The 23,020-nt window shown below is 38.5% G+C and carries 26 protein-coding genes and 7 tRNA genes; 5 read left to right on the top strand and 28 right to left on the bottom strand.

Going from position 1 to position 23,020, the window contains the following annotated elements:
- Positions 1-2: 2 nt before the first annotated feature.
- The 8 genes from MKY06_RS01225 to MKY06_RS01190 all read right to left on the bottom strand — a co-directional run bounded on the left by MKY06_RS01225 (position 3) and on the right by MKY06_RS01190 (position 1,205).
- Positions 3-75, bottom strand: a tRNA-Lys gene (locus MKY06_RS01225).
- Between the two features lie 4 nt (positions 76-79).
- Positions 80-154, bottom strand: a tRNA-Gln gene (locus MKY06_RS01220).
- 10 nt (positions 155-164) lie between these two features.
- A tRNA-Asp gene (locus MKY06_RS01215) sits at positions 165-240 on the bottom strand.
- 28 nt (positions 241-268) lie between these two features.
- Positions 269-344 (bottom strand) — tRNA-Val (locus tag MKY06_RS01210).
- Positions 345-368: 24 nt separating this feature from the next.
- Positions 369-443 (bottom strand) — tRNA-Glu (locus MKY06_RS01205).
- 9 nt (positions 444-452) lie between these two features.
- Positions 453-543: transfer RNA gene (locus tag MKY06_RS01200), tRNA-Ser, on the bottom strand.
- Positions 544-546: 3 nt separating this feature from the next.
- A tRNA-Asn gene (locus MKY06_RS01195) sits at positions 547-621 on the bottom strand.
- Positions 622-755: 134 nt separating this feature from the next.
- Positions 756-1,205: a SprT family protein gene (locus tag MKY06_RS01190; RefSeq protein WP_013055015.1), complete on the bottom strand. Its 450-nt coding sequence runs from the start codon at positions 1,203-1,205 to the stop codon at positions 756-758.
- Between the two features lie 109 nt (positions 1,206-1,314).
- On the opposite strand from MKY06_RS01190, the gene cmpA reads away from it, so the two are divergent.
- The gene (gene cmpA / locus MKY06_RS01185) at positions 1,315-1,431 is read left to right on the top strand and encodes a cortex morphogenetic protein CmpA (RefSeq protein ID WP_013055014.1); all 117 of its coding nucleotides are present in this window, start codon (positions 1,315-1,317) and stop codon (positions 1,429-1,431) included.
- A 57-nt stretch (positions 1,432-1,488) separates the two neighbouring features.
- Here cmpA and MKY06_RS01180 read toward each other — a convergent pair whose 3' ends face one another.
- From MKY06_RS01180 to acpS, 14 genes are all read right to left on the bottom strand, one after another.
- Positions 1,489-3,663 carry a Tex family protein gene (locus tag MKY06_RS01180; protein ID WP_098450028.1) on the bottom strand — a complete coding sequence of 725 codons (2,175 nt, stop codon included), beginning with the start codon at positions 3,661-3,663 and terminating at the stop codon, positions 1,489-1,491.
- A gap of 84 nt (positions 3,664-3,747) precedes the next feature.
- A complete protein-coding gene (locus tag MKY06_RS01175) occupies positions 3,748-4,353 on the bottom strand; it encodes a PP2C family serine/threonine-protein phosphatase (RefSeq protein WP_013081423.1) in 606 nt (201 codons plus the stop codon).
- The gene (gene sigB, locus MKY06_RS01170; protein WP_013055011.1) at positions 4,353-5,147 is read right to left on the bottom strand and encodes an RNA polymerase sigma factor SigB; all 795 of its coding nucleotides are present in this window, start codon (positions 5,145-5,147) and stop codon (positions 4,353-4,355) included. The genes MKY06_RS01175 and sigB overlap by 1 nt, the downstream gene beginning before the upstream one ends.
- On the bottom strand, positions 5,113-5,598 hold the full coding sequence (gene rsbW / locus MKY06_RS01165; RefSeq protein ID WP_013055010.1) for an anti-sigma B factor RsbW: 486 nt from the start codon (positions 5,596-5,598) through the stop codon (positions 5,113-5,115). Before rsbW ends, sigB begins: the two co-directional genes overlap by 35 nt.
- Positions 5,595-5,927 carry an anti-sigma factor antagonist gene (locus tag MKY06_RS01160; protein WP_013055009.1) on the bottom strand — a complete coding sequence of 111 codons (333 nt, stop codon included), beginning with the start codon at positions 5,925-5,927 and terminating at the stop codon, positions 5,595-5,597. Before MKY06_RS01160 ends, rsbW begins: the two co-directional genes overlap by 4 nt.
- Positions 5,928-5,986: 59 nt before the next feature.
- Entirely contained in the window at positions 5,987-6,997 is a 1,011-nt protein-coding gene (locus MKY06_RS01155; protein WP_013055008.1) for a PP2C family protein-serine/threonine phosphatase, read from the bottom strand.
- A 13-nt stretch (positions 6,998-7,010) separates the two neighbouring features.
- Positions 7,011-7,412, bottom strand: a complete 402-nt coding sequence (locus MKY06_RS01150; RefSeq protein ID WP_013055007.1) for an anti-sigma regulatory factor — start codon at positions 7,410-7,412, stop codon at positions 7,011-7,013.
- Between the two features lie 3 nt (positions 7,413-7,415).
- Positions 7,416-7,772, bottom strand: a complete 357-nt coding sequence (locus MKY06_RS01145) for an STAS domain-containing protein (protein WP_013055006.1) — start codon at positions 7,770-7,772, stop codon at positions 7,416-7,418.
- A gap of 2 nt (positions 7,773-7,774) precedes the next feature.
- Positions 7,775-8,611, bottom strand: coding sequence for an RsbT co-antagonist protein RsbRA (locus tag MKY06_RS01140; RefSeq protein WP_013055005.1), 837 nt, complete (start codon positions 8,609-8,611; stop codon positions 7,775-7,777).
- Positions 8,612-8,768: 157 nt separating this feature from the next.
- Positions 8,769-9,119 (bottom strand): type II toxin-antitoxin system endoribonuclease NdoA, encoded by a 351-nt coding sequence (gene ndoA / locus MKY06_RS01135; RefSeq protein ID WP_013055004.1) that lies wholly within the window; start codon positions 9,117-9,119, stop codon positions 8,769-8,771.
- 4 nt (positions 9,120-9,123) lie between these two features.
- Positions 9,124-9,405, bottom strand: coding sequence for a CopG family ribbon-helix-helix protein (locus MKY06_RS01130; RefSeq protein WP_013055003.1), 282 nt, complete (start codon positions 9,403-9,405; stop codon positions 9,124-9,126).
- A 200-nt stretch (positions 9,406-9,605) separates the two neighbouring features.
- Positions 9,606-10,766 (bottom strand): alanine racemase, encoded by a 1,161-nt coding sequence (alr, locus tag MKY06_RS01125; protein WP_407728263.1) that lies wholly within the window; start codon positions 10,764-10,766, stop codon positions 9,606-9,608.
- A gap of 143 nt (positions 10,767-10,909) precedes the next feature.
- Positions 10,910-11,968, bottom strand: a complete 1,059-nt coding sequence (locus MKY06_RS01120) for a LolA family protein (protein ID WP_013055001.1) — start codon at positions 11,966-11,968, stop codon at positions 10,910-10,912.
- A gap of 58 nt (positions 11,969-12,026) precedes the next feature.
- The gene (gene acpS / locus MKY06_RS01115) at positions 12,027-12,392 is read right to left on the bottom strand and encodes a holo-ACP synthase (RefSeq protein ID WP_029325479.1); all 366 of its coding nucleotides are present in this window, start codon (positions 12,390-12,392) and stop codon (positions 12,027-12,029) included.
- A gap of 64 nt (positions 12,393-12,456) precedes the next feature.
- On the opposite strand from acpS, the gene MKY06_RS01110 reads away from it, so the two are divergent.
- A complete protein-coding gene (locus MKY06_RS01110) occupies positions 12,457-13,059 on the top strand; it encodes a rhomboid family intramembrane serine protease (protein WP_098399758.1) in 603 nt (200 codons plus the stop codon).
- An 8-nt stretch (positions 13,060-13,067) separates the two neighbouring features.
- Here the strand turns inward: MKY06_RS01110 and uvsE are convergent, their stop codons facing one another.
- The 4 genes from uvsE to MKY06_RS01090 form a co-directional block, all read right to left on the bottom strand.
- On the bottom strand, positions 13,068-14,039 hold the full coding sequence (gene uvsE / locus MKY06_RS01105; RefSeq protein WP_289910427.1) for a UV DNA damage repair endonuclease UvsE: 972 nt from the start codon (positions 14,037-14,039) through the stop codon (positions 13,068-13,070).
- Positions 14,040-14,133: 94 nt separating this feature from the next.
- Positions 14,134-15,570, bottom strand: a complete 1,437-nt coding sequence (locus MKY06_RS01100) for a DEAD/DEAH box helicase (protein ID WP_223269054.1) — start codon at positions 15,568-15,570, stop codon at positions 14,134-14,136.
- Positions 15,571-15,823: 253 nt separating this feature from the next.
- A complete protein-coding gene (locus tag MKY06_RS01095; RefSeq protein ID WP_078081416.1) occupies positions 15,824-17,206 on the bottom strand; it encodes a UDP-N-acetylmuramoyl-tripeptide--D-alanyl-D-alanine ligase in 1,383 nt (460 codons plus the stop codon).
- Between the two features lie 96 nt (positions 17,207-17,302).
- Positions 17,303-18,385, bottom strand: a complete 1,083-nt coding sequence (locus MKY06_RS01090) for a D-alanine--D-alanine ligase (protein ID WP_013054995.1) — start codon at positions 18,383-18,385, stop codon at positions 17,303-17,305.
- A 293-nt stretch (positions 18,386-18,678) separates the two neighbouring features.
- On the opposite strand from MKY06_RS01090, the gene MKY06_RS01085 reads away from it, so the two are divergent.
- The 3 genes from MKY06_RS01085 to MKY06_RS01075 are packed head-to-tail and all read left to right on the top strand — an operon-like array spanning position 18,679 to position 21,006.
- Positions 18,679-19,191, top strand: coding sequence for an FMN-binding protein (locus MKY06_RS01085; protein ID WP_098287606.1), 513 nt, complete (start codon positions 18,679-18,681; stop codon positions 19,189-19,191).
- A gap of 14 nt (positions 19,192-19,205) precedes the next feature.
- Positions 19,206-20,135, top strand: coding sequence for an FAD:protein FMN transferase (locus MKY06_RS01080; RefSeq protein ID WP_240530862.1), 930 nt, complete (start codon positions 19,206-19,208; stop codon positions 20,133-20,135).
- The gene (locus MKY06_RS01075; RefSeq protein WP_013054993.1) at positions 20,119-21,006 is read left to right on the top strand and encodes an RnfABCDGE type electron transport complex subunit D; all 888 of its coding nucleotides are present in this window, start codon (positions 20,119-20,121) and stop codon (positions 21,004-21,006) included. The genes MKY06_RS01080 and MKY06_RS01075 overlap by 17 nt, the downstream gene beginning before the upstream one ends.
- A gap of 16 nt (positions 21,007-21,022) precedes the next feature.
- Here MKY06_RS01075 and MKY06_RS01070 read toward each other — a convergent pair whose 3' ends face one another.
- Both MKY06_RS01070 and MKY06_RS01065 read right to left on the bottom strand, forming a co-directional pair.
- Positions 21,023-22,258: a sensor histidine kinase gene (locus MKY06_RS01070; RefSeq protein ID WP_098278138.1), complete on the bottom strand. Its 1,236-nt coding sequence runs from the start codon at positions 22,256-22,258 to the stop codon at positions 21,023-21,025.
- A complete protein-coding gene (locus tag MKY06_RS01065; RefSeq protein WP_289910414.1) occupies positions 22,251-22,928 on the bottom strand; it encodes a response regulator transcription factor in 678 nt (225 codons plus the stop codon). The genes MKY06_RS01070 and MKY06_RS01065 overlap by 8 nt, the downstream gene beginning before the upstream one ends.
- Positions 22,929-23,020: the final 92 nt, after the last annotated feature.

Below are 23,020 nucleotides of genomic sequence, written 5' to 3'. Positions count from 1 at the left end.
AATGAGCCATGAAGGACTCGAACCTTCGACCCTCTGATTAAAAGTCAGATGCTCTACCAACTGAGCTAATGGCTCTTTATGGCTGGGCTAGCTGGATTCGAACCAACGCATGACGGAATCAAAATCCGTTGCCTTACCGCTTGGCGATAGCCCAATAATTTAAATGGCGGTCCCGACGGGAATCGAACCCGCGATCTCCTGCGTGACAGGCAGGCATGTTAACCGCTACACCACGGGACCATCCAAAATTATGTATAAAACAGTCAAATGGTGGAGGATGACGGGATCGAACCGCCGACCCCCTGCTTGTAAGGCAGGTGCTCTCCCAGCTGAGCTAATCCTCCACAGAATATGTAAATAAAAATCAATGGTGACCCGTACGGGATTCGAACCCGTGTTACCGCCGTGAAAGGGCGGTGTCTTAACCGCTTGACCAACGGGCCATTATAAAATGGCGGAGAAGGAGGGATTTGAACCCTCGCGCCGCTTACACGACCTACACCCTTAGCAGGGGCGCCTCTTCAGCCACTTGAGTACTTCTCCATATGGCTCCACAGGTAGGACTCGAACCTACGACCGATCGGTTAACAGCCGATAGCTCTACCACTGAGCTACTGTGGAATAATATTCATCAGACTTCTTACATTGTAATCGACATTATATGTAATGTCAATAAGTTTTTGTAATTTCTTTGCCGTTTATTTGAGACGGCTTTATTAATTTATCATAATCAATCTATTTTAGTCAAGCATCTTCTACATTTTTTTTAATTTACCTTTACACTTTCCACAAACATATTTAACCGTGTTCACTTTTCTTTTTCGAACATATTTTTGATCACACTGCATACATACATATATGTGCTCTTTTTTCTTTCCATCACTTTCTTTTTTCAATGCCTGACAAAAGCGGGGGGCGCCTACTTCTTTCATTAGCCTTTTAAAGTCTTGATCTCCATGCTTATACCCTTTCCCCTCAATATGCAAATGATAGTGACAGAGCTCATGTTTAATAATTTCTACTATTTCTTGTCTGCCATATTGTTCAAAGTATTTGTAGTTTACTTCTATATTAGATGTACGTAATAAATACCTTCCACCTGTCGTACGTAAACGAGAATTAAAAGTGGCTTCATGACGAAATGGTTTGTGAAACAGCTTCAATGAAATTTCTTCTACAAGTATTTGTAAATCCTTATCATTCATCTTATATACTCCTCTACTGTATGAAATCACCTGACTAGCTCTTTGGGCATACACTTCATTACATACTCACTATTCACCTTATCATAAATGAAAAGGAGTGATTGTCCTTATGCCAATGTGGCTACAAAAACAAATGAGGCGCGCTTATTCTGAAAAAGACCGTGCACAAATAAAATTGCTCAATCAATGTTGGTTTTTTTATCAAAAAAATAATTCCGCTTCTTAAATCACTTCTTTTTACAAATAAAATTGCCTTTTCAGATTTTCTGAAAAGGCAATTTTATTATTGATGAGGCGGAATCATCGTCAGTGCGACTCTTCCTTTTTTCATATCTACGTCTTCTACCCACACATTCACCAAATCTCCTACTGAAACGACATCGAGGGGGTGCTTAACGTACCGATTCGTTAATTTAGAAATATGGACTAGACCATCTTGCTTAACTCCTATATCGATGAACGCTCCGAAGTCTACGACGTTTCGCACCGTACCTTCAAGCTGAATACCTTTGGCAAGATCCTCTAACTTCAAAATATCCTGACGGAGCAAAGGTTTTGGCAGTTCATCACGAGGATCTCTTTCCGGTCTTACGAGCGCTTCTATAATGTCTTTTAAAGTAAGCTCCCCTATACTTAGTTCTTCTGATATTTCAGGTAAAGAAATATGTTTTAATGCTTCTTTTACTTTCTCCGTTCCAAGCTCAGTCTCTTTCACTTCCGCCTTCTTTAAAAGCTTTTTAACGTCTCCATACGTTTCAGGATGGATACCCGTTCTGTCTAAAGGTTCTTCACCTTCTATAATACGTAAAAACCCAATACACTGCTCATACGTTTTAGCGCCTAGACGCGGAATTTTCTTCAACTGTTTTCGGTTAGAGAATTTTCCGTTTTCATCCCGATATTTTACAATGTTTTGAGCAACTGTCTTATTTAGACCAGCAACGTATTGTAGAAGCGAAGCAGAAGCCGTGTTTGCATTTACTCCTACCTGATTTACTACTGTCTCTACAATAAAAGTCAGTGAATCATTTAATTGCTTTTGAGACACATCATGCTGATACTGCCCTACTCCTACCGACTTAGGATCGATTTTCACAAGTTCAGCCAGCGGATCTTGCAGCCTTCTGGCAATCGATACAGCGCTTCGCTCTTCTACTTGAAAATCAGGAAATTCCTCTCTAGCAACATCAGAAGCCGAATATACGCTTGCTCCCGCTTCATTCACAATCAAATAATAAACTGGGTTTTCAATTTCTTTAAGAACATCCGCTACAAATTGCTCCGTTTCGCGAGATGCCGTTCCGTTTCCAATGGCTACTACTTCAATAGGGTATTCAGCGAACATTTTCTTTAATTTATTTTGCGCTTCAGCTGCTTTTCTCACAGGAGGATGTGGATAAATAACATCAATTTTTAATACCTTGCCTGTTTCATCTACTACAGCTAATTTGCAGCCTGTTCGAAAAGCTGGATCTACTCCTAATACCACTTTCCCTTTCAATGGAGGCTGGAGAAGAAGTTTTCGTAAGTTTTCAGAAAAGATGTGAATGGCTCTTTCTTCCGCTTTTTCTGATAGCTCTTTACGGATTTCGCGTTCAATAGATGGTTCTATTAAGCGTTTATAAGCATCTTCTATAGCTGAGATGATATAACTTTCAGCTGAAGAATCCCTTTTTTTGATTACTTGTTTATGTAAATATGAAAGAATACGATCTGTAGGCGCATCAATACTCACTTTTAAAATACCGTCTTTTTCTCCTCTATTCATAGCTAAGATACGATGAGGAACGATTCGCTTTACCGCTTCTGTATATTCGTAGTACATTTCATAGATATTTTTTTCATCTTTTTCCGGATCTTTGACTGAAGTAACAATTATGCCATCTTTTACAGTGGTCGTACGAATCCATTGACGGTAAGATGCTTCGTCAGAAATTTGTTCCGCTACAATGTCTAGGGCTCCCTGAATAGCTTCGTCAGAAGATTGAACTCCCGCTTCTTCATTTATGTATGTTTGCGCTTCATTCTTTACGTCAGAACGTGGAAAACTTAGTAGCCAATCTGCTAATGGTTCAAGACCTTTTTCTTTTGCTACAGTTGCTTTTGTACGTCGTTTTTGCTTAAAAGGGCGGTATAAATCTTCTACTTGCTGCAATTTCTTCGCTTGATGAATTTGAGCAGCCAGTTCCTCAGTTAATTTCCCTTGCTCTTCAATTAATCGAAGAACTTCCTCTTTACGCTCCTCTAAATTCATTAAGTAGTTCCAGGAATCTAAAATATTCCGGATTTGGACTTCATCCAAAGCACCAGTTTGTTCTTTTCTATATCGAGCAATAAAGGGAACTGTATTACCGTCTTCTACTAAAGCAATTACGTTTTGTACTTGCTTTTGTGAAATCTCCACCTCTTTACTTACACGTTGAACAATTTGATTATCTAATTTCGTTGCAACAGACACAGCTTATCCTCCTACCTAAATGAAACTTTGTCTCTATTGTAACAAAACTCACATGCAATAACACATGTGAGCTAAAAAGAAAGGCTATGCAGTTGGAAGATGACCAGCGATATACGTAATATCGTCATTATGAGATCGAATTGCTGCCTGTAGCCGTGTCGACAATTGATCTACATTCATCGAGTTAGCAAAAACAGATTTAATCTCTTTTAATTCTAAGCCATCTGTATGAATCAAAAATTTAGAACCGGAGTCATATGGGAAGGTTTGTGTGCGGAACTTTTGAATTTTCCCTGATAAAAAACCTTGAATTGGCAGAGGGTACGTTAATTTCCCCTCCGGAGAATACAGATAAAAGCGGATATTGCCTACATTTGTATAATGAAATTCGTTATGTTTTTTATCAATTTTCAAAATAGCTACTGCCGCGCCTCTTGTATGTCGAGTAGCTTTGTTGCACTTAGAAATGATTTCATCCACATCTAGATGATGATGAGCTTTCGCTACATCCGTAACAGCTACAGAAGCGGCTCTAGCTTGTTCACCGCTTCCTAATCCATCTGCCACTGCACATAGAAAATAGTCATCCGTTTCTTTGACATAGTAACTATCTCCACAACATACGTTCCCTTGCTTTGGCTCTTGGTATATATGAGTTTGAATCAACTTTGTATTAGGGTCTACTGTCATCACGACATATACTCCGAATCGTTAGAATCTGAGCGAGCTGCAGTCCTTAGCTTATCAAGAGCTCTTCTTTGCAGTCGAGATACATGCATTTGAGAAATCCCTAACTTCTCACCGGCATCTTTTTGACTCAGATTTTCAATAAATGTATAGCGAATCACTTCTTTTTCTCTATCGCTTAATACATGAAGAATCTTTTCTAACACTAAGCGCTGATCAGTTTTCTCATAACCCGACTCTTGTTCACCTACTAAATCAAGGATTGTAACAGTACTTCCATCAGAGTCTGCTTCAATGGAATGATCAACAGACAACGCTTGATAACTTTGCCCCATCTCCATCGTTTCTAAAATTTCTTCCTCTGTCACTCCGATATGATCAGCAATTTCTTTCACTTGAGGAGATCGCTGTAAACGGGTTGTTAGCTCTTCGACAGCTGCTTTAATTTTAGGACCTAATTCTTTGATGCGGCGCGGTACGTGAACACTCCACGTTTTATCGCGTAAAAATCGCTTAATCTCTCCAATGATTGTAGGAACAGCAAACGATTCAAAGCTTCTTCCAAATGAAGCATCATACCTTCTAATAGCTCCTAACAGTCCTAGCATCCCTACCTGCACAATATCTTCATGTAAGCTTCTGCCTTTTGAATAACGACGTGCAATAGATTCAACAAGGTTCTTGTAATGTACTACTAGATCACTTTGTGCTTCTTCATCCTGCGTTTTTTGAAAGCGCTCAATTCGTTCCTGAACCTGTTCTTTAGTTAATTTCATAGGTTGAGACTGTGTTTTCATCACTCTCCACCTGCTCTCTTTGCACATACTTAGTCATCATTAGCGTTACACCTTTTGAATTGACCATTTTCACTTCGTCCATTAGTGTTTCAATTAAATATAAACCTAGTCCACCTTCAGGAAGAAATTCAACTTCTTTTGATGTTTCATAAGGTCCTATATGTTCCTTAAGCTCTTCAAAATTAAAACTTTCACCTTTATCGACCACCATGATTTCTAAACGGTCATCAAATAAACCAAAACCTACTCTCACTTCACCATTTTCTTCATTCTTGTAAGCATGCTGCACGGCATTCGTACATGCCTCACTCACAGCAATTTTCATATCTTCAATTTCATCATAAGAAAAACCCATCCGGTTCGCTACACCAGACAGCGTCAGTCGAATAATCGCTACGTAGTCTGGCTTAGCAGGAATCTTCATCTCAACAAAGTCATAAGGCTGTTTCATTTTACGCCACCTTCTACTTGTGAATTCACGTTTAAAATGTCTGTGAGGCCCGTAATATCAAATAAGCGCTTGATGCGCTCTGATACACCAACAAATTTCAAAGAGCCGTTATTTTTCTTATTGGCTTTTAACAATGCAATAAATACACCTAGTCCTGTACTATCCATGTATGATACATCGGTTAAATCGACTATAATTTCCGGTTCAGTATGTTCAGTAATTTCCATGAATTTTTCTTTTAGCTTAGGTGCTGTATATGCGTCAATCTCTCCAGCCAGCTTAATACGATATGCTTGACCGTCCTTTTGTATATCTATTTTTAAATTCATCGTATTAGTAGACCCCCTCTAATTTTGTGCTATCTTTTCTGTACCCTTTTTTAGAATACTTAAACTAAACTCTTCAAAATAATCAATGTAAAGTCATCCCTCAATTGAAAATGCTGTAATTTTTCCAGCTCTTTATATACAGATTCTACAATTTCTTGAGGAGACAAATGCATGTATTTTCGAATTAATTTTATGATGTCCAATCTTTCAATAAATCCTTCTTCAGTTCTGCATTCTGTTACGCCATCTGTTAACAGAACAATCATATCGCCTTTTGAAAGCTGCTGCTCGTACTGAAGATATTTCACATGGCGATCGACTCCTAGCACGAGTCCTTTTGCCTCCAAATCTTCAAATGAATCAGCTTTTGCATCATAATAAAAACCTGGCTCATGCCCTGCAGAAGCATAATCAAATAAGTTTGTCTCGGGATTATAGCTTCCGTAGAACATCGTAATAAACATACTTGGATCTACGTTTCGCTCTACAATATTATTCAAGTTCTCTAATACATAACTTGGATTTTTTCTTGAGTCCGGTAAGCTGTCCATTGCATATTTGATCATAGACATACACATTGCAGCTGGAATTCCTTTTCCGATCACATCGGCAATGGCAATACTTAACCCACCGTGCTCTTCTTCTACAAAGTGAAAATAATCTCCGTTCATCTGTTTAGCCGGTACGCTAATCGCACCAATTTCTAAAGTTGAACTAGCCGGAACCTTTGTCCCCAACAGCGTCTGCTGGACGTTAGCAGCAACTTCAATCTCAGAACGAAGTTCCCGCTGCTTATTTTTTAATGTTTGATGCTCACGAAGAGCAAGACCGTAGCTAATCATTACCTCAAGTAAAAAGTCCAGAGAATGCAGCACTTTTTCTGGAATATCAGAATAAATTTCTTCAATCACTTCTTTATGAATGCTCACAATATCTTCTGGCGATATTTCATTCTCTAAAGATTTTCTACTTAGTTTTTGTCCTTGATACAAAATTTGTTCATTTTGTGTTTGGATATAGTTCCCCAAAATATCTTTGTATAAATCTCTCATCTCTTTATCAAAAGACATTATCTATTTCCTCCTACCGGAGCCACTTAACTGCTTTAATCTCAGTACCTTCTCCGACATTTGTTTCGATGTCAAACTCATCCATCAATCGTTTTACCCCAGGAAGCCCAGCTCCTAGTCCACCCGATGTTGAGTATCCATCCTCCATTACTTTGCGAACGTCGGGGATACCTGGCCCTTCATCTGTTGCTACGACAAGAAGACCGTTTTTTCCTCCACGATTTAATTTCTCAATATAGATTTGACCCTTACCCGCATATAGGTAAATATTACGAGCTAATTCAGAAATGGCGGTTGTAATACGAGCTTGGTCAACTGTTCCAAACCCTAGCTCTTTCGACACATTTCTACCTAATTGGCGTGCCGCTACGATGTCCCATTCTGTTACGATTTTTACGCTGGATTGGAATTCCATATACTAATCCCCCAATTCCGATTGGAGTTTCTCAAGACCTTTTTCTAAATCGAGTGCAGTAAGAACATCATTTAGGCCAATCCCTAACTCAACAAGTGTAATAGCTACTGCAGGCTGGATACCTGTTAATACTACTCTAGCCCCCATCAAATTAGACATGCTAACCACGTCACCTAACACTTTTGCGATGAATGAATCGATCATATCAATTGAAGTTAAATCGATTACCACTCCTTTTGCTCCAGTTTGATGAATTTTACTTAGCAAATCTTCTTGGAATTGAATAGCCGTTTGATCATCCAGCTCCCATTGAATGGATACCAATAAATAGTCGTACAATTTCAAAATGGGTATTCTCACGTTTATTCCTCCGATTCTATATCAACTATTTTCCGCTCAGTCATTTCTAACGCAAACTCTACGCCTTTTTTTAATGAGTTTTTCGTAATAATTTCGTTTAAGTTAATACCTAAGTTCACAATAGTCTGAGCAATTTCCGGACGAATTCCTACTAACAAACACTTGGCTCCAACCAAACGTACGGCTTCAGCAGCTTGAATGATATGATGGGCAACCATCGTATCCACTACTGGTACTCCGGTAATATCTATTAATACGACCTCTGATCGGTGCTTTACGACACCTTGCAATAAATTTTCCATAATTTTCTTCGCACGATCAGTGTCAATTGTTCCCACAAGCGGCATTACTGTAATTTTATCAAATACCGGTATTAATGGAGCAGACAATTCTTGAAGTGCAACTTTTTGCAACATAACTGTATTTTCCCACGAGTTGGAGTATTGTTCTACTATTTTGTTATAAATAGGGCTTAACCACTTATCAAACCGATAGAATAATTCAGAATGAGTTTGGTCAGCCTTCACATGTTCACTGTTTACATACCCTTCAACCACTACGTGACCCAAGTTACGTACACCCTGTGTCAAATAAGCAAGAGGCCATCCTAAACTCACGACTCGTCCTACTACTTCCTCTAGTTCCTCTGCAAAATTTTCCTGATCACGGAATGCTTTTGCCAAAAGTAAATTTACAAAATCAGAGCTTACATTTACGTACACTTGCTCGGATACAATATTTTTAATCCGCTCTGTTTCCACATCATTCATTAACACTAGCCATCGATCAAAAATTTCTGATTTATGATTTTGTATATAATTGAATAAATCTTGATTCATGAGGTCCTCCTTGTGAGTCAATACACTCATTTATATCTATATATATATTATCATTTTTAAAACGTTTCTTATTACAATATACGTTTACTGATTATTCCTAGTCAAATTAAAAAAGTTGCTCATAAAGGAGCAACTTAGTATAAATGGAAGTATAATTCTAAAAGTCGATAAGTCCTACACTGATTTGCAAGGCTTCATCCACTCTGTCCATCATTTCATCATCTAAATGGGTAATCTTGTCTGTTAGCCTCTGTTTATCAATAGTACGAATTTGTTCTAGTAAAATAACTGAATCTCGCTCAAATCCATAGCGCTTTGCATCAATTTCAACATGCGTAGGTAACTTTGCCTTTTGAATTTGAGCAGTGATCGCAGCTACAATAACAGTTGGGCTAAAACGATTGCCTATATCATTTTGAATGACAAGTACAGGGCGAACGCCTCCTTGTTCTGAGCCAACAACAGGAGATAGGTCAGCAAAATAAACGTCGCCACGTTTGACTACCAAGTCATTACCCCCCGCTTACTAAACGATCCACAGTATGATCAGCTTCATACTCTGCTAGAAAAGCCTCGGAAGCAATATTTAAGTTTATCTTTGCCATCTCCATATATCCACGTCTCATTGATTCGCGAATATGGCGTTTTTTTCGCTCACGAAGGTACAATTTTGTTGCTTGGTGAATAAAATCACTTCGGTTGCCATTTTCTTGTTTAACCATAAGATCGAGCTCCGATACTAAATTTTTCGGTAATCTTACTAGGATTTCTGTAGTTGCGCTCGCTTCAGACACAAACATACACCTCCAACATCAATACACACACCAATAGTCTCATCTTTCCTTATCATAACATTGATTAGCTTTAATGGAAAGTTAATTCTGTCAATTTCTACACTATTATCGTCAATTGATACCCTCTTTTATGCATGGAAGTTATTATTTTATTGTCTTTTGTTCGCAGACTTTTTATGTTGACTCAGGAAGATGTATATTCAGCGCAAGATATAATTATTAACATCAATATGCTGCGAATCTCTTGTATAAACCCTCGGAACCCTTGCTGCAACCATGCAAGGGATTTCATAATTAATTGTTTCAAGATGCTTCGCTACTTCATCAATTGTAATTTCAGCACCTTTTTGTTTTCCAATAAATGTTACTTTTGTACCCATTTTATACATTTTAGGTAATTTAATCATCAATTGATCCATGCAGATTCTACCAACAATTGGCACTTTAACTCCATCTACTAATACTTCAAAATTGCTTAATTTACGAATCCAGCCGTCTGCGTATCCTACTGGAATAGTAGCAATCCATTCATCTTCTTTAGCTTCATAAGTAGCTCCGTAACTGATATGACTCCCTTTTTTGACTTTTTTAACATGCACAATACGGCTGTGCAGCGAAAAAGCTTGTTTTAACGGAATTGGCAAGACTTCTTTTAATTCCTCAGAAGGACTCAAACCATACATAGAGATACCTAAGCGTACGCCATTAAAGATATCTTTCGGACGACGAAGCAAGGCTGCGCTATTTGCACAGTGAATCATCGGAGGTGTAAAATTATACTCTTTCACAATTCGAACCATTTCTTCAAAGAATGTGTATTGTTCTTCAAAATAAGACGAGTTTAGCTCGTCTGCTGTTGCAAAGTGTGTAAACACTCCATCCAGCACGAATCCCGAATGAGAAGCGATGATCTTCATCGTTTCGTGTAATTCTTCTTTTGTTCTAACTCCCAAGCGACCCATGCCTGTATCTATTTTTAAATGCATATGCAGCTGACTGTTTTCATCTAGAATGGACGCCGCTTCTTCAATCCAAGCTTTGCTATAAGCAGTGACCGTTACATCCCACTCCAATGCAGTTTGAATGTGTAGGGTAGGCACGGCGCCTAATACTAAAATGGATTCCTTTATCCCTTTTTTCCGAAGAGCAATAGCTTCATCCAAAAAAGCTACAGCTAGCATATCAGCACCAGCTTGAAGCGCAATCTCTGCTACTTCTTTATCTCCATGCCCGTACGCATTCGCCTTCACTACGGCCATTAACGTTTTATGCCCCGGTATCAGTTCTCTTACATGATTCACATTTTGAAAAATGGCTTCTACATCAATTTCTGCCCATGTTTCTCTATAAAATGCATCCATTACTACGACACTTCCTTTTTTCAGAACCATTCTAAACGTACTTTCCTCTGTTAGTATAATACATCTATAGCCAAACTTCATCTCGATCTTTATTCAAATTAAGCAAGAACAAGCCTACATATATGCAGGCTTGTAAGCTTCTCTTATTTTCCCATCTGACTTTGCACAGATCTAGCAACTGTACTCAATTCATCTGGTGTTAGCTGATCAGAAGCCAGCATAAAGTCTACTCCATTATATGTCCAAGATAGACTTTTATCCGTTAAAGCTCCCACAGTAAAACCTAAATCAAATGGCTCTCCGGCAGTAACTGTAGATGTTGCTGTTTTAGCTACTTGCGCTTTTTCTTGTACAAGCGTAAACGGCTTTTCTCCTTTGTACATTAAAACGACTCTCTCGCCATTTTCCGTCTCAATTTTCTTTTCCTTGGACAGCTTTGTACCTTTTGGAACATCCTTAGGATAAAGGACGCTAAATGATTTCTGCTGAGCTAATGTCGGAACGTCAATCTTTGCACTTGTCATGTTTCTTTTTGTATCAAAAGCCCCTTTATCAAACTTAGAATCGAATTTCACCTTAGAGAAATCAACTTTTATTAACACTTTATTATCCGTATCCATAATTTTAACAGAAACAGGCGCTAAATCACTTTTGTTCAGCGTAATTTCTTGTTTAGGAAGCATCGTGCTATTTTGATAGTTGGTTTTTGTTTCAAAAATATAATGCTTATCCGTTGATTTAAAACTTGCCTTTTCATCCTTCACAATATCTTGGACAAGGGATTCATACAAATAAGCTTGGCTGCTATTTTGCGGCCAGTCACTTTGAAAACGAAAGCTTTTATTTAAGGCAGGCGTTAAAACAAAAACCCCTTCATCATTACGCAAAATCATTTGGCTTTGATCTTTCTTTGTATTTTTCAAATTCACTCGATAATACATAGGCTTACTATGCCAAATCTCTACATCGTATACTTGAGCATCTTTCCCTGTATTCAATGTCATCTTAGCATCTGATTTATACCCCGCCATTTCTTGTACCTTGGCATCCAATGCATCTGTTACATCCTGCTGACTTTTTTCACCGCATGCTGATAAGGCTAAGAGAAAAAAGGCGCAAACAAATAAGCCAATCCATTTTTTATGCATTTCCCCAACTCCTTTATTTCGTATATTCACAGCTAAACGGAGAAGCAAGAACATATCTTGTCTCCCCTATCCACACTATGAATATATGAACAAGAAATAGTGAATATGCAGACTAGCTTGACAAGCGTTCAATAATTACTTGAGCAATCGCATAGTGCGCACTGTGGGAAATAGATACGTGTACGGACGCGTCCAGTGGTTGTTTTGTAACAATGTGGGGTTTTCCTCTTTCATCATTCATAATTTCGATATCTTGGAAGCTGAAATCTTTTCCTATTCCTGTTCCAAGAGCTTTCGAATATGCTTCCTTCACAGCAAATCTTCCTGCTAAAAATTCGACCTTACGTCGGCTTGATAGCTTTTCATAGCGTTCTCTTTCATTTTTTGTTAAAATCCGAGTAACAAAAGCACTTTGACGCTGCACCATTTTTTCAATCCGCTCTAACTCTGTAATATCAATTCCAGTTCCTATAATCATTTTCATTTAATCCTCTCTTACAGAATAGTATATAAAAATGCCTTTATAAAAAGGAGTGACAAATATGTTCGTACGCACAGAAAATGCAGCTGAATTTAAACGTTTTTACCCTGTTACCTTCACGCTTATCTGCATCCACATTGCGCTATGGTTACTTGCCGCTCTTCCCTCACACCTTGCAGAATCTTTTATACATCAGCTTATTGGTGTGAATAGCTTAATTTCTCAAGGAGACTACTGGCGACTTTTCACACCTATCTTTTTGCATCTAAGCTTTTCACACCTTCTTTTTAACTCATTTTCATTGTTCTTGTTAGGGCCAGGTGCTGAGCGTATTCTTTCTTCTTATAAGTTTCTTCTATTCTACCTTACGTGTGGATTGCTTGGAAATATCGTTACATTTTTAATCCAATCTTCTTTTTACAGCCATGTGGGTGCATCCGGTGCCATTTTCGGGCTGCTTGGGTTTTACCTCTACCTTGTAATAAAACAAAAGCATATGCTTTCTCAAAGTAACCAGCAAATCATTGTCGTCTTTTTAATTATTGGATTACTTTCAGGTCTGCTAACGCCAGGAACCAACAACACAGCTCATTTCATTGGAGGTATTGCTGGATTTCTTCTCGCTTTTCTCGCGTTCAAACAGAAAAACAAGCCACAGATATGAGGCCTGCTTTAAGATTTAATATAAAAAGTGGATGAGTTAATAAATTCCACATCTTTATAAGACTTCAAGTCTCTTACTAACTGAAAGAGCGCTTCATCTTTTTTCTTAGCTTCAATCATGCAATCAATTTGCGGTATCGTTCCATTTACTTCTTTTAAAAAGCTGTAAAACCCATTGACATCGATATAATCTGCATGGGCTCTAAATTCTTTATCACTTTTAGGACTAGATATATGCATTTTTAGAGGAAGCGTTTCCTGTTCCCACGTTCTAATGATACGGTCCCAATGCTCTTGCCATGAAGTTTCATCATTGTTTGCCTGATGATGATGAAGATCAAAAATGATTGGGACATTTAGTTTTTCACATAAATACAAGACGTCCTTTATATGAAAGGTTGTATCGTCGTTTTCTAACATAATCATTTGCTGAAGGGATTGAGGTACAAGCCCCCAATTATGAATAAACTGCTCCAGTGCTTTTTCTTTATCATTATAAGCCCCTCCAACATGTAAAACACAGCGATTTTTAAGCGGAATGTCCATTCCTTTTAGCAACTTTTGATGCATGCGAAGAGTTTGGATAGAATGCTTAAAAACCTCTTTATCCGTTGAGTTTAAAACAACAAAATGATCCGGGTGAAAATCTACTCGCATTGGATGTTCCTTCAAAAATACAGAAATACGCTGAAGAGCATCCTTTAAAGGAGCTATGTAGTTCCAATCTTTTAGCGCCTCATGGTTAGCTAATGGAATTAACTTAGAACTGAATCGAAAAAACTCAATTTCACTCCACGCATTATGTTTTAATAACCGTAAGCAGTTTTCTAAGTTGGATATTGCAATACGTTCGAGCTTGCGAATGGCCGCTTCATGGTCTTTCACACGCTGAAATTGTGCAAAAGTCATTGTTTGAGAAGGAGAACTATTTTCCAAATGAACGCTCATCGCCACATAACCTAACCGAACAATGGTCGACATCAGTGAACACCCCATTTTATTTTACTCATAGTGTGCACCAATAAAATAGCAATTAACACATAAAAAAACGAGCCTGTTAAGGCTCGTTTTTATTTTACGCTTTGCTGCGAGAATCTTTACGATTTCTATTATCACTGCCGTTGCTTCCACCGCGACGCTTGTCACCAAAACGCTTTGAGTTTCCACGACGATTTTGCTGTGAGTAGTTTTTAGAGTTAGAACGTGAACGACCTCCGCCATTTCCACGTTTGTTTTTATCACCTTTTGCAATTACCGGTGGTTCAGCAGTTAATTGAATTGGTGATTCATTTGGTTCTTTTGTAAATAATTTGATTGCTGCTGCCACTAATGAAACTGAATCGTGCTCTTCAAGTAACTCTTCTGCCAACTGTTTGTAGTAAGATAAGTTGCCTTGTGTCACAGATTCTGTTAATTTGTCAGCTGCAATACGCTGTTGACCTTCCATTGCTTCATCAAGCGTTGGAGGAGTAAGACGCTCCATTTTACGTTTTGTTGTACGCTCAATATTGTGTAACTGTCCAGTTTCTCTTGGCGTTACAAATGTCATAGCAGCACCCATTTTACCAGCACGTCCTGTACGTCCGATACGGTGTACATAGCTCTCTGGATCTTGAGGGATATCAAAGTTGTATACATGAGTAACACCAGAAATATCAAGTCCGCGTGCAGCTACGTCCGTCGCAACTAATACATCAATAGAACCTTCTTTAAATTGACGTAGTACAGATAGACGTTTCGATTGCGTCAAGTCACCGTGGATACCTTGTGCAGAATAACCACGCATATTTAATGCTTCTGATAGCTCATCAACACGGCGCTTTGTACGACCAAAGATGATAGCTAATTCAGGTGATTGCATATCTAAAAGACGAGTAAGGATATCAAATTTACGCTTTTCTTGTACTTCTAAATAATACTGCGTAATGTTTGGCATCGTTACTTCTTTTGCTTTTACTTTTACCACTTTTGGTTCGTTCATGAATTTTTCAGCAATGCGACGGATTGGAGTAGGCATTGTTGCTGAGAATAAAAGTGTTTGGTGGTTCTCAGGTACGTTTGATAAGATTTTTTCAATGTCTTCGATGAATCCCATGTTTAACATTTCATCTGCTTCATCTAAAATAACTGTATGAACATCTTGTAGACGAAGTGTACGACGATTAATATGATCTAGCATACGCCCTGGTGTCCCTACGATGATATGAGGGTACTTTTTCAATGCACGAATTTGACGACTGATATCTTGACCACCGTAAATTGATAGCACGCGTACGCGCTTTGTTTGACCAATTTTGTAAAGTTCTTCAGATACCTGTACAGCAAGTTCACGAGTAGGAGCAATAATTAACCCTTGAATTGCATCTACGTTTACATCAACTTTTTCAATAAGAGGAATACCAAATGCCGCTGTTTTCCCTGTTCCTGTTTGTGCTTGTCCGATCAAATCGTGACCTTCTAGTGCTAATGGGATAGTTTCTGATTGAATTGGTGTTGCTTCTTCAAAACCCATTTTACTCACAGCTTTATTAAGCTGTTGACTTAATCCTAAATCTTGAAATAATGCCAAGTTTTTCAAACTCCTTTTATATTTAGACTATCTATATTTTACAAAAAAAAGCATTCTCCGAGGAAACGGAAAATGCTCTAAACGACTACTTCAATAAATTCAACGTTTAGAGTATAAGCGCCTCAAGACACTCAGACTACATCATAACACTATGGCTTTCCGTTTGCAATAGAGCTTACTTATACTCTTTTTAATATCACGGTAATTTATGCATCATTTTTGAGATAACTTCCTCAAGCTTCATCCCTCGAGATGCTTTCACTAAAACCACATCTTCTCTTGTTGTAATCGCTGTTAATTTTTTAACAAGCTCATCTTTCTCCTCAAAGTGCATTACCTTATCTTCTGCAAAATTATTTTTTGCTCCTTGCTCAATTTCAACAGATAAGGGGCCGTATGTTAGAACATAATCAATTTTTTCTGCTTGAATAAACTCTCCCACTTCTTTGTGGAACTCTTTTTCCTGATCACCTAATTCAAGCATATCGCCGAGAACAAGAATTTTTTGCTTATAGCCTTCTAAATCATGCATCAACGTGATAGCAGCTTTAACGGACGTTGGGCTTGCATTATATGCGTCATTAATGAAGGTCAGGCCATCTGTTCTTTTCACGAGCTCCATACGCATATTGGTTAGCTTTAATTCTTTTAATCCCTTAGCGATTGTTTCATTGTCTAGTCCAAAATAATGACCTACCGCAATAGCAGAAAGCGCATTGTGAACATTATGTTTACCTAATACCGGGATAAAGAATGAACATGTTGTTTCACGTGAAACAGTGAATGTTGTGCCTAACTCTTCAGCTGAAATAGCACTTGGATACAAATCGTTTTGTTCTGAGCTGCCAAATGTCACCGTTTCAAATACTGGATTAACAACGCGCGACGTTAAAAGTGGCTCATCACCATTATAGACAAGCTGACCTGTTGGCGCTAAGCCGCTTGTAATTTCTAATTTTGCCTCCGCAATTCCATCACGGCTTCCTAAGTCTTGAAGGTGCGATTCTCCGATATTTGTAATAATGGCCACATCAGGCTCCGCTAAATTAGAAAGAAACTCAATTTCCCCTCGGCTGCTCATGCCCATTTCTAAAACTGCAATATCATGAGTTTCATCTAAACGCAAAATAGTAAGCGGCATGCCAATGTGATTATTAAAGTTTCCATCTGTTTTCAGCACACGGTAAGTTGTATCGAGCACAGCTTTCACCATGTCTTTTGCCGTTGTTTTTCCGTTACTTCCTGTAATGCCCACTACTTTAATATCTAACTCGTGACGATAAGATTTCGCTAATTGCTGAAGAGCTACTAGCGTATCATCGACTAAAATAACACTAATGTCTGTCGGTGGATTTTCTTCATCTTTGTTCCACAGTGTAGCGACCGCTCCGTTTTCAATTGCTTTATGAACAAATGTATGCCCGTTAAAACGTTCCCCTTTGATTGGGATATATAAATTACCTTGCTGAATGGTTCTCGTATCAATTGAGACTCCCTCAATTACAGCTGCTTCGTTCCCGCTATGAAATACACTTCCTGGAATCATTGTAGCTAGCTGTTTAAGCGTACGTTTAATCATTGTTGGTTTGCTCCTCTCGATATAAAGTAAACTATGGATAACATTAATTGAAACTAAACACAGAAACACTATTCATGATGAATAGTGTTGTGTGAGTTACATTGTGTGTTTAATTTGCTGCTTTTCGGTATGACGTTCAATTGCTAGTGATACAAGTTTTTCAATTAAATCTGGATATTCAACACCTGCGTGTTTCCACAATAACGGGAACATACTGAAAGGTGTAAAACCAGGCATCGTATTCACTTCATTAATAATGAATTTACCTTCTGATGTTAAGAAGAAATCTGCACGTACAAGGCCAGATCCATCAATTGCTTTAAATGCTTTGATTGCTAGTGCTGACATTTCTTGATGCTGTTCTTCTGTAATTTCAGCTGGAATAATAAGACCTGTATCGCCGTCTTCATATTTGGCTTTGTAATCGTAAAACGCTTTTTTAGGTAAGATTTCTCCAACTACTGAACAAGCTGCTTCATCATTCCCTAACACACCAATTTCAACTTCACGACCAACTGCTGCTGCTTCTACAATGATTTTCCGATCGAATAAGAAAGCTTCAACAAATGCCGCTTCTAACTCTTCGCGGTTATCACATTTGCTAATCCCAACGCTTGAACCTAAGTTTGCTGGTTTAACAAAGCAAGGGTATCCAAGTGTTTCTACTTTTTCATAAGCAGCCGTTCGATCTGCTTCCCACTCGCGGCGGATAAATGATACGTACTCTACTTGAGGCAGACCTGCCTGTGCAAACAGCTGCTTCATTACAACTTTATCCATACCAGCTGCTGAAGCTAATACACCGTTTCCAACATAAGGAATATTCAATAATTCTAATAATCCTTGTACCGTACCATCTTCTCCATTTGGACCATGAAGAAGTGGGAAAATAACATCTAGCTGATCATCTGTTTTTGAATCTGTTAATGCAAACATTTCCGTATTCAATGAAACTGGTGAAATAGCAGTTCCGTTATCTTGAATTTCTAATTGAGCAACTGTTTCAAGCGGACCAGTCAGCTGTGTGCCGCGAATCCACTTTCCTGTTTCTGTAATGTAAATTGGATGCACTTCATATTTATCGTGGTTAATTGCTTTTGAAACTGCTAGAGCTGTTTGTAAAGATACTTTATGTTCAGCGGATTTTCCTCCGTATAAAAGGCCAAGCTTAATTTTCACTGATGTTCCTCCTAACACATATTCATCTTTTCTATTTTATCATGCACGTTTAGATAGTAAACAGAAATATTAACTATTATTACGTATGTCAAAATAGCTAGGCTTGTGAAAGAAATTCCATCGCCTACCTTTATTATTTAGAATCATCTTTTCCTTTGGCCCATTTATTTTTGAAAAAACTTTCTTGATTTTAAATCTTTTTTAAAAGTTTATTTGTAAAGTTTATTTATGCTAAAGACAACCATCAATAATCGAAACTATAGTTCTGGTACAAATCAGGAGGTTCAACAAACATGAGTAAAATGGGAAAGAAGATGATTGCTGCATGCAGCGTAGCCATTGGAAGTATTTATGCAACTGGTTATATAAACACTCTATCTGATGCACAAGCTGTTCAAGTCACACCTGCTCATCATCAGAAGAAAACGACAGATCAGACAGACAATCAAACGATTGTCAATGACAGCTGGGGAGAAGATATTGCTTCCTCTCATAAGAAACAGTCATCAGCGAGTGCCGAAAGTTCTGCTCCTAAAACAAAATACAAAGATGGAACGTATTCTGGCCAAGGAAGCAACCGTATCGGAACTGTCTACGTATCCGTGACCATTAAAAACGACCGAATTGATACCGTTGAAATTACAGAAGCGGATACTCACTATTCGGAAAGTTACATTGAGGGCCTTCCGTCTCAAGTCGCACAAAGACAAAGCTCAGATGTCGACGTCGTGAGCGGAGCAACGCTTAGTACAGAAGATTTTCAAAATGCCGTGGACGACGCACTTCAGCAAGCAATGAATGCATAAAGGAGAAACGAATGATGTCCATAAAAACGTATAGCCGCTCTGTCTTATGTATGGGAACAACCGTGTCCATTCAAGTAATTGCTCCGCAATCAGATGAGGCAAATGTCCTTCACCACATCTCAAAGGCATTTACTATTTTTAAAACCGTTGAAACGACGTGCAGTCGATTTGATGCCAAAAGCGAAGTTATGAAACTAATTAGACATGTCAAAGAACCCGTTTCTGTTAGTCCTCTATTATTTGAAGCCCTTCATTTCGCTGTCTTAGTAGCAAATGAAACAAATGGAATCTTTGACCCAACGGTAGGAAAACAATTAGAAAACCGCGGTTTTAACGAACACTACTTATATGGAAAGCCCGTACAAGTGGACGAAGCAGTCGATTCTGGAAGTTATAAAGATATCGTATTGGATACACATAAAAAAACGGTTTGTTTACAAAAACCGATGATTATAGATCTTGGAGCGGTCGCCAAAGGGTTGGCGATTGATTTGGCTGCCCGCTCCCTTCCTTATCAGCATTTTATGATTAATGCAGGAGGAGACATCCTAGTTAAAGGACGCAATCAACACGGAGAGTTATGGAAAGTCGGGATTCAGCACCCTGGAATTCAAACGCAGTCATTACTGACTTTACGTGTAACAGATACGGCTGTCTGCACATCAGGAAATTATGCTAGAAAAAATAAGACGCAACCATTCATGCATCATTTGGTTAATCCCTTATCTCCATCCACTGGAAGCAGTCTACTGAGTTGTACAGCTATTTCTCCTTCTGCCATGCTGGCCGATGCATTATCTACGTCAGCTTTTATTTTAGGAGCGGAAAAAGGAATAAATTTATTGAATGATGCCGACATAGGCGGCGTACTCTTCGATTCTAGTTTCACTCCTTTTTTTACATCAGATATGGAGGAATTAATGAATTATGACCACACGTTCTGAACGAAGAAGCGGTGTTAAATATATTAGTACACCAAAAGGTTATATTATTGTAGATGAAAACAAACCAAAAGAAATAAGTCCTTGGGCGCAGCTAGTTAAAACACCAAAAAGATACGTGATGGCTATGCTGCTGCTTTTAACCTTATTAGGTGAATTCAACTCTTCTGCCTTTCAAGGATTAGGACACCTACTGCTTGCCGTATGCTCGGCAGCCGCCTTAGATTTAGGATTTTCTTTTGCCTATAAAAAGAAAATTCAGCTTCCTGACGGCGGAATTATTACTGGATTAATTATTGCCTTAGTGCTCAGCACCTCCACACCTGCTTGGGTCACATTTTGCACTGTAGCTGTTGCGATTTTATCGAAGCACTTAGTAAAAGTAAAAAAGAAGCCTATTTTTAACCCTGCCGCTTTTGGTCTTCTCTTTTCACTTATTGTCTTTTCAAACGGCCAAAGCTGGTGGGGAAGCTTATCTTTACTACCCGTATGGCTCATTGTATTCGTGTTTGTGACGGGGTACCTTGTGACCAGCAAGGTAAATAAATTCCCTCAAGTATTTGCTTTTTTGGGCGTGTATTTTGCTATTTTTACGATTATGTCATTAATAGGAGTAGGCGATGTAGCGGATGCTTTACGAGCTCCTTTTGTCAATTCCGCTTTATTTTTAGCCTTCTTCATGGTGACTGATCCGCCAACTTCTCCTGCCAAGTATAAAGACCAAATAAAATTTGGACTGCTTGCGGGGGCGATTAGCGCTGTAGATTACTTAGTTTTTGGCGGCCTTGCCTATTTATTAATTGGCCTGTTACTTGCTAATGCATGGAAAGCGTGGAAGACTGCCAACAAAAAAGTGATGAAAAAAGCTGCCTGATAATAGGCAGCTTTTTTCATAGCGGAATTTTCACATGAAATTCCGTACCCACGTTTTTTTGGCTAAAAACCTTAATTTCTCCGTCATGAGCTTGTACAATCCATTTGGCAATCGCGAGACCTAAACCTGACCCTCCTTCGGCACGTGCTCGGCTCTTATCACTTCGATAAAAGCGATCAAACACATATGGAAGGTCTTTCGCTTCAATTCCAACGCCTGTGTCCCTAACGATTAACGTCATAGAGTGATGGTGTTTCTTTAGACAGATGTGAATGCTTTCTCCAGATGGGGTGTGTTTAAAAGCGTTATCTAATAAAATCATACATAGCTGATGAAGTCGTTCTTGATCTCCTCCGCACATTAACGATTCAATTTCCCTTGTGAAGTGTAGCTCCTTTAGTTCAAATATGGGCTCAAATTGATTAGCTACTTTATCAACCAGCTCGCCCATATTAAAGACCGTTTTGTTTAGCAGCTGCGCACTTGAATCAGATCTAGCCAGTGTTAGTAAGTTACCCACCAGCTTCGTCATCCGCTTCACTTCGTTTAAGCTTTGATAAATATTTTCGCTTTCTTGCTCGATCGTATGATTTGGTCGTCTAAACAATAGCTCGAGATGCGTTTGCATCACGGAAAGAGGCGTTCTTAACTCATGGGAAGCATCTGCAATAAATTCGACCTGTTTGTTCCACGACTTTTGTATAGGTACAAGCGCTCGATTAGCTAAAAACAAGCCCGCTATAAGCGAAAGAAGCAGTCCAATAAACGCTGAAATGATAAGAAGAAAAGCAAGGTGCTCTAAGGTTTGAGTTTCTGGATCTACGTTTAAGACAAGTTGAATCGTTGAAACGTCTTGGTCTTTTATATATCCTTCGTTTTTCACATTCATCACTCGATAAGCATGACCGTTTACCTCTTGCGACGTTTGGGTTTTTCCTTCTGAGAGCGCAGGCTTAAAGTCGTCAATATCGTTTGTATATAAACCTTTTTTAGGTGTGATTTTGATTAGTTTTTTATCACTGCTCCAAAGTAAAAACGCAACGCGTCTTTCTGTTTCTCTCTCATTGTTTTCCTGAATTTCATGTAAGTTTCTTTTTTTAACTTGCTCGCTCATCTCACTTAACCGATTGTCTGGATTTAAAAAAATAACATGCTGCATATAAACATATAAAACTAAACTAAAAATGCTCAAAATAACCATCAGCACGATTGTGTTAAATAACACAAGCCTGATTCTCGTCTTTTTAAACATGCTCTTCCCCTTTTAACATAAAGCCTACGCCTCTCACTGTACGTACATAACCGTCACAATTAAAAGGCTGAAGCTTCTTTCTTAAATGGTGAACATAGACATCTACTACACCCACTCCTACGTCAGATGTAAATCCCCATACCCGATTAAAAATTTGATCTCGAATAAGGATTTGTTCTTTATTTCGAATAAAGTATTCCAAAAGCTGAAATTCTTTAATCGTTAACGTTAGGGCACTCCCATTTATCATAACTTCATGATTGGCTTCTCGTATAGAAATGGGACCATATGAAATCATGCCTTCTTCTGCCTGCAAGTCTCTGAGCATCACCCTTAACCTTGCAAAAAGTTCAGCCATAGCAAAAGGCTTAACCAAATAATCATCAGCTCCATAATCGAGCCCTTTCACTCGATCTTCTACACTATCTTTTGCAGTGAGAAAAATAACTTTCGTCAGCACCTTTTGTTTTCTTAGCTTTTTTAGTATGTCAAGCCCTGTCATACCCGGCAGCATAATATCTAAAATCAAGGCATCATAAATATTCTGCTCTGCTAAAAACAAACCTTCATCTCCTTCAGACGCACAATCAACTTTATATCCTTCTTCTTTTAAGCCTTCTACGATACCGTGTAATAATGAAGCATCATCTTCTACCACAAGTACACGCATATCAAACTCCCCCTTTTGTGAGTACCTAAGTAAGCATTATCTTAGCATGTCACTTTTAAAAAAATTTTAAAACTAGCGTGTTATCATCTCTT

This window comes from Priestia sp. FSL P4-0332, assembly GCF_038005845.1.
Classification (GTDB): domain Bacteria; phylum Bacillota; class Bacilli; order Bacillales; family Bacillaceae_H; genus Priestia.
The sequence above is the reverse complement of the archived record's forward strand: the minus strand, read 5'-3'. Positions and strand labels throughout refer to the sequence as shown.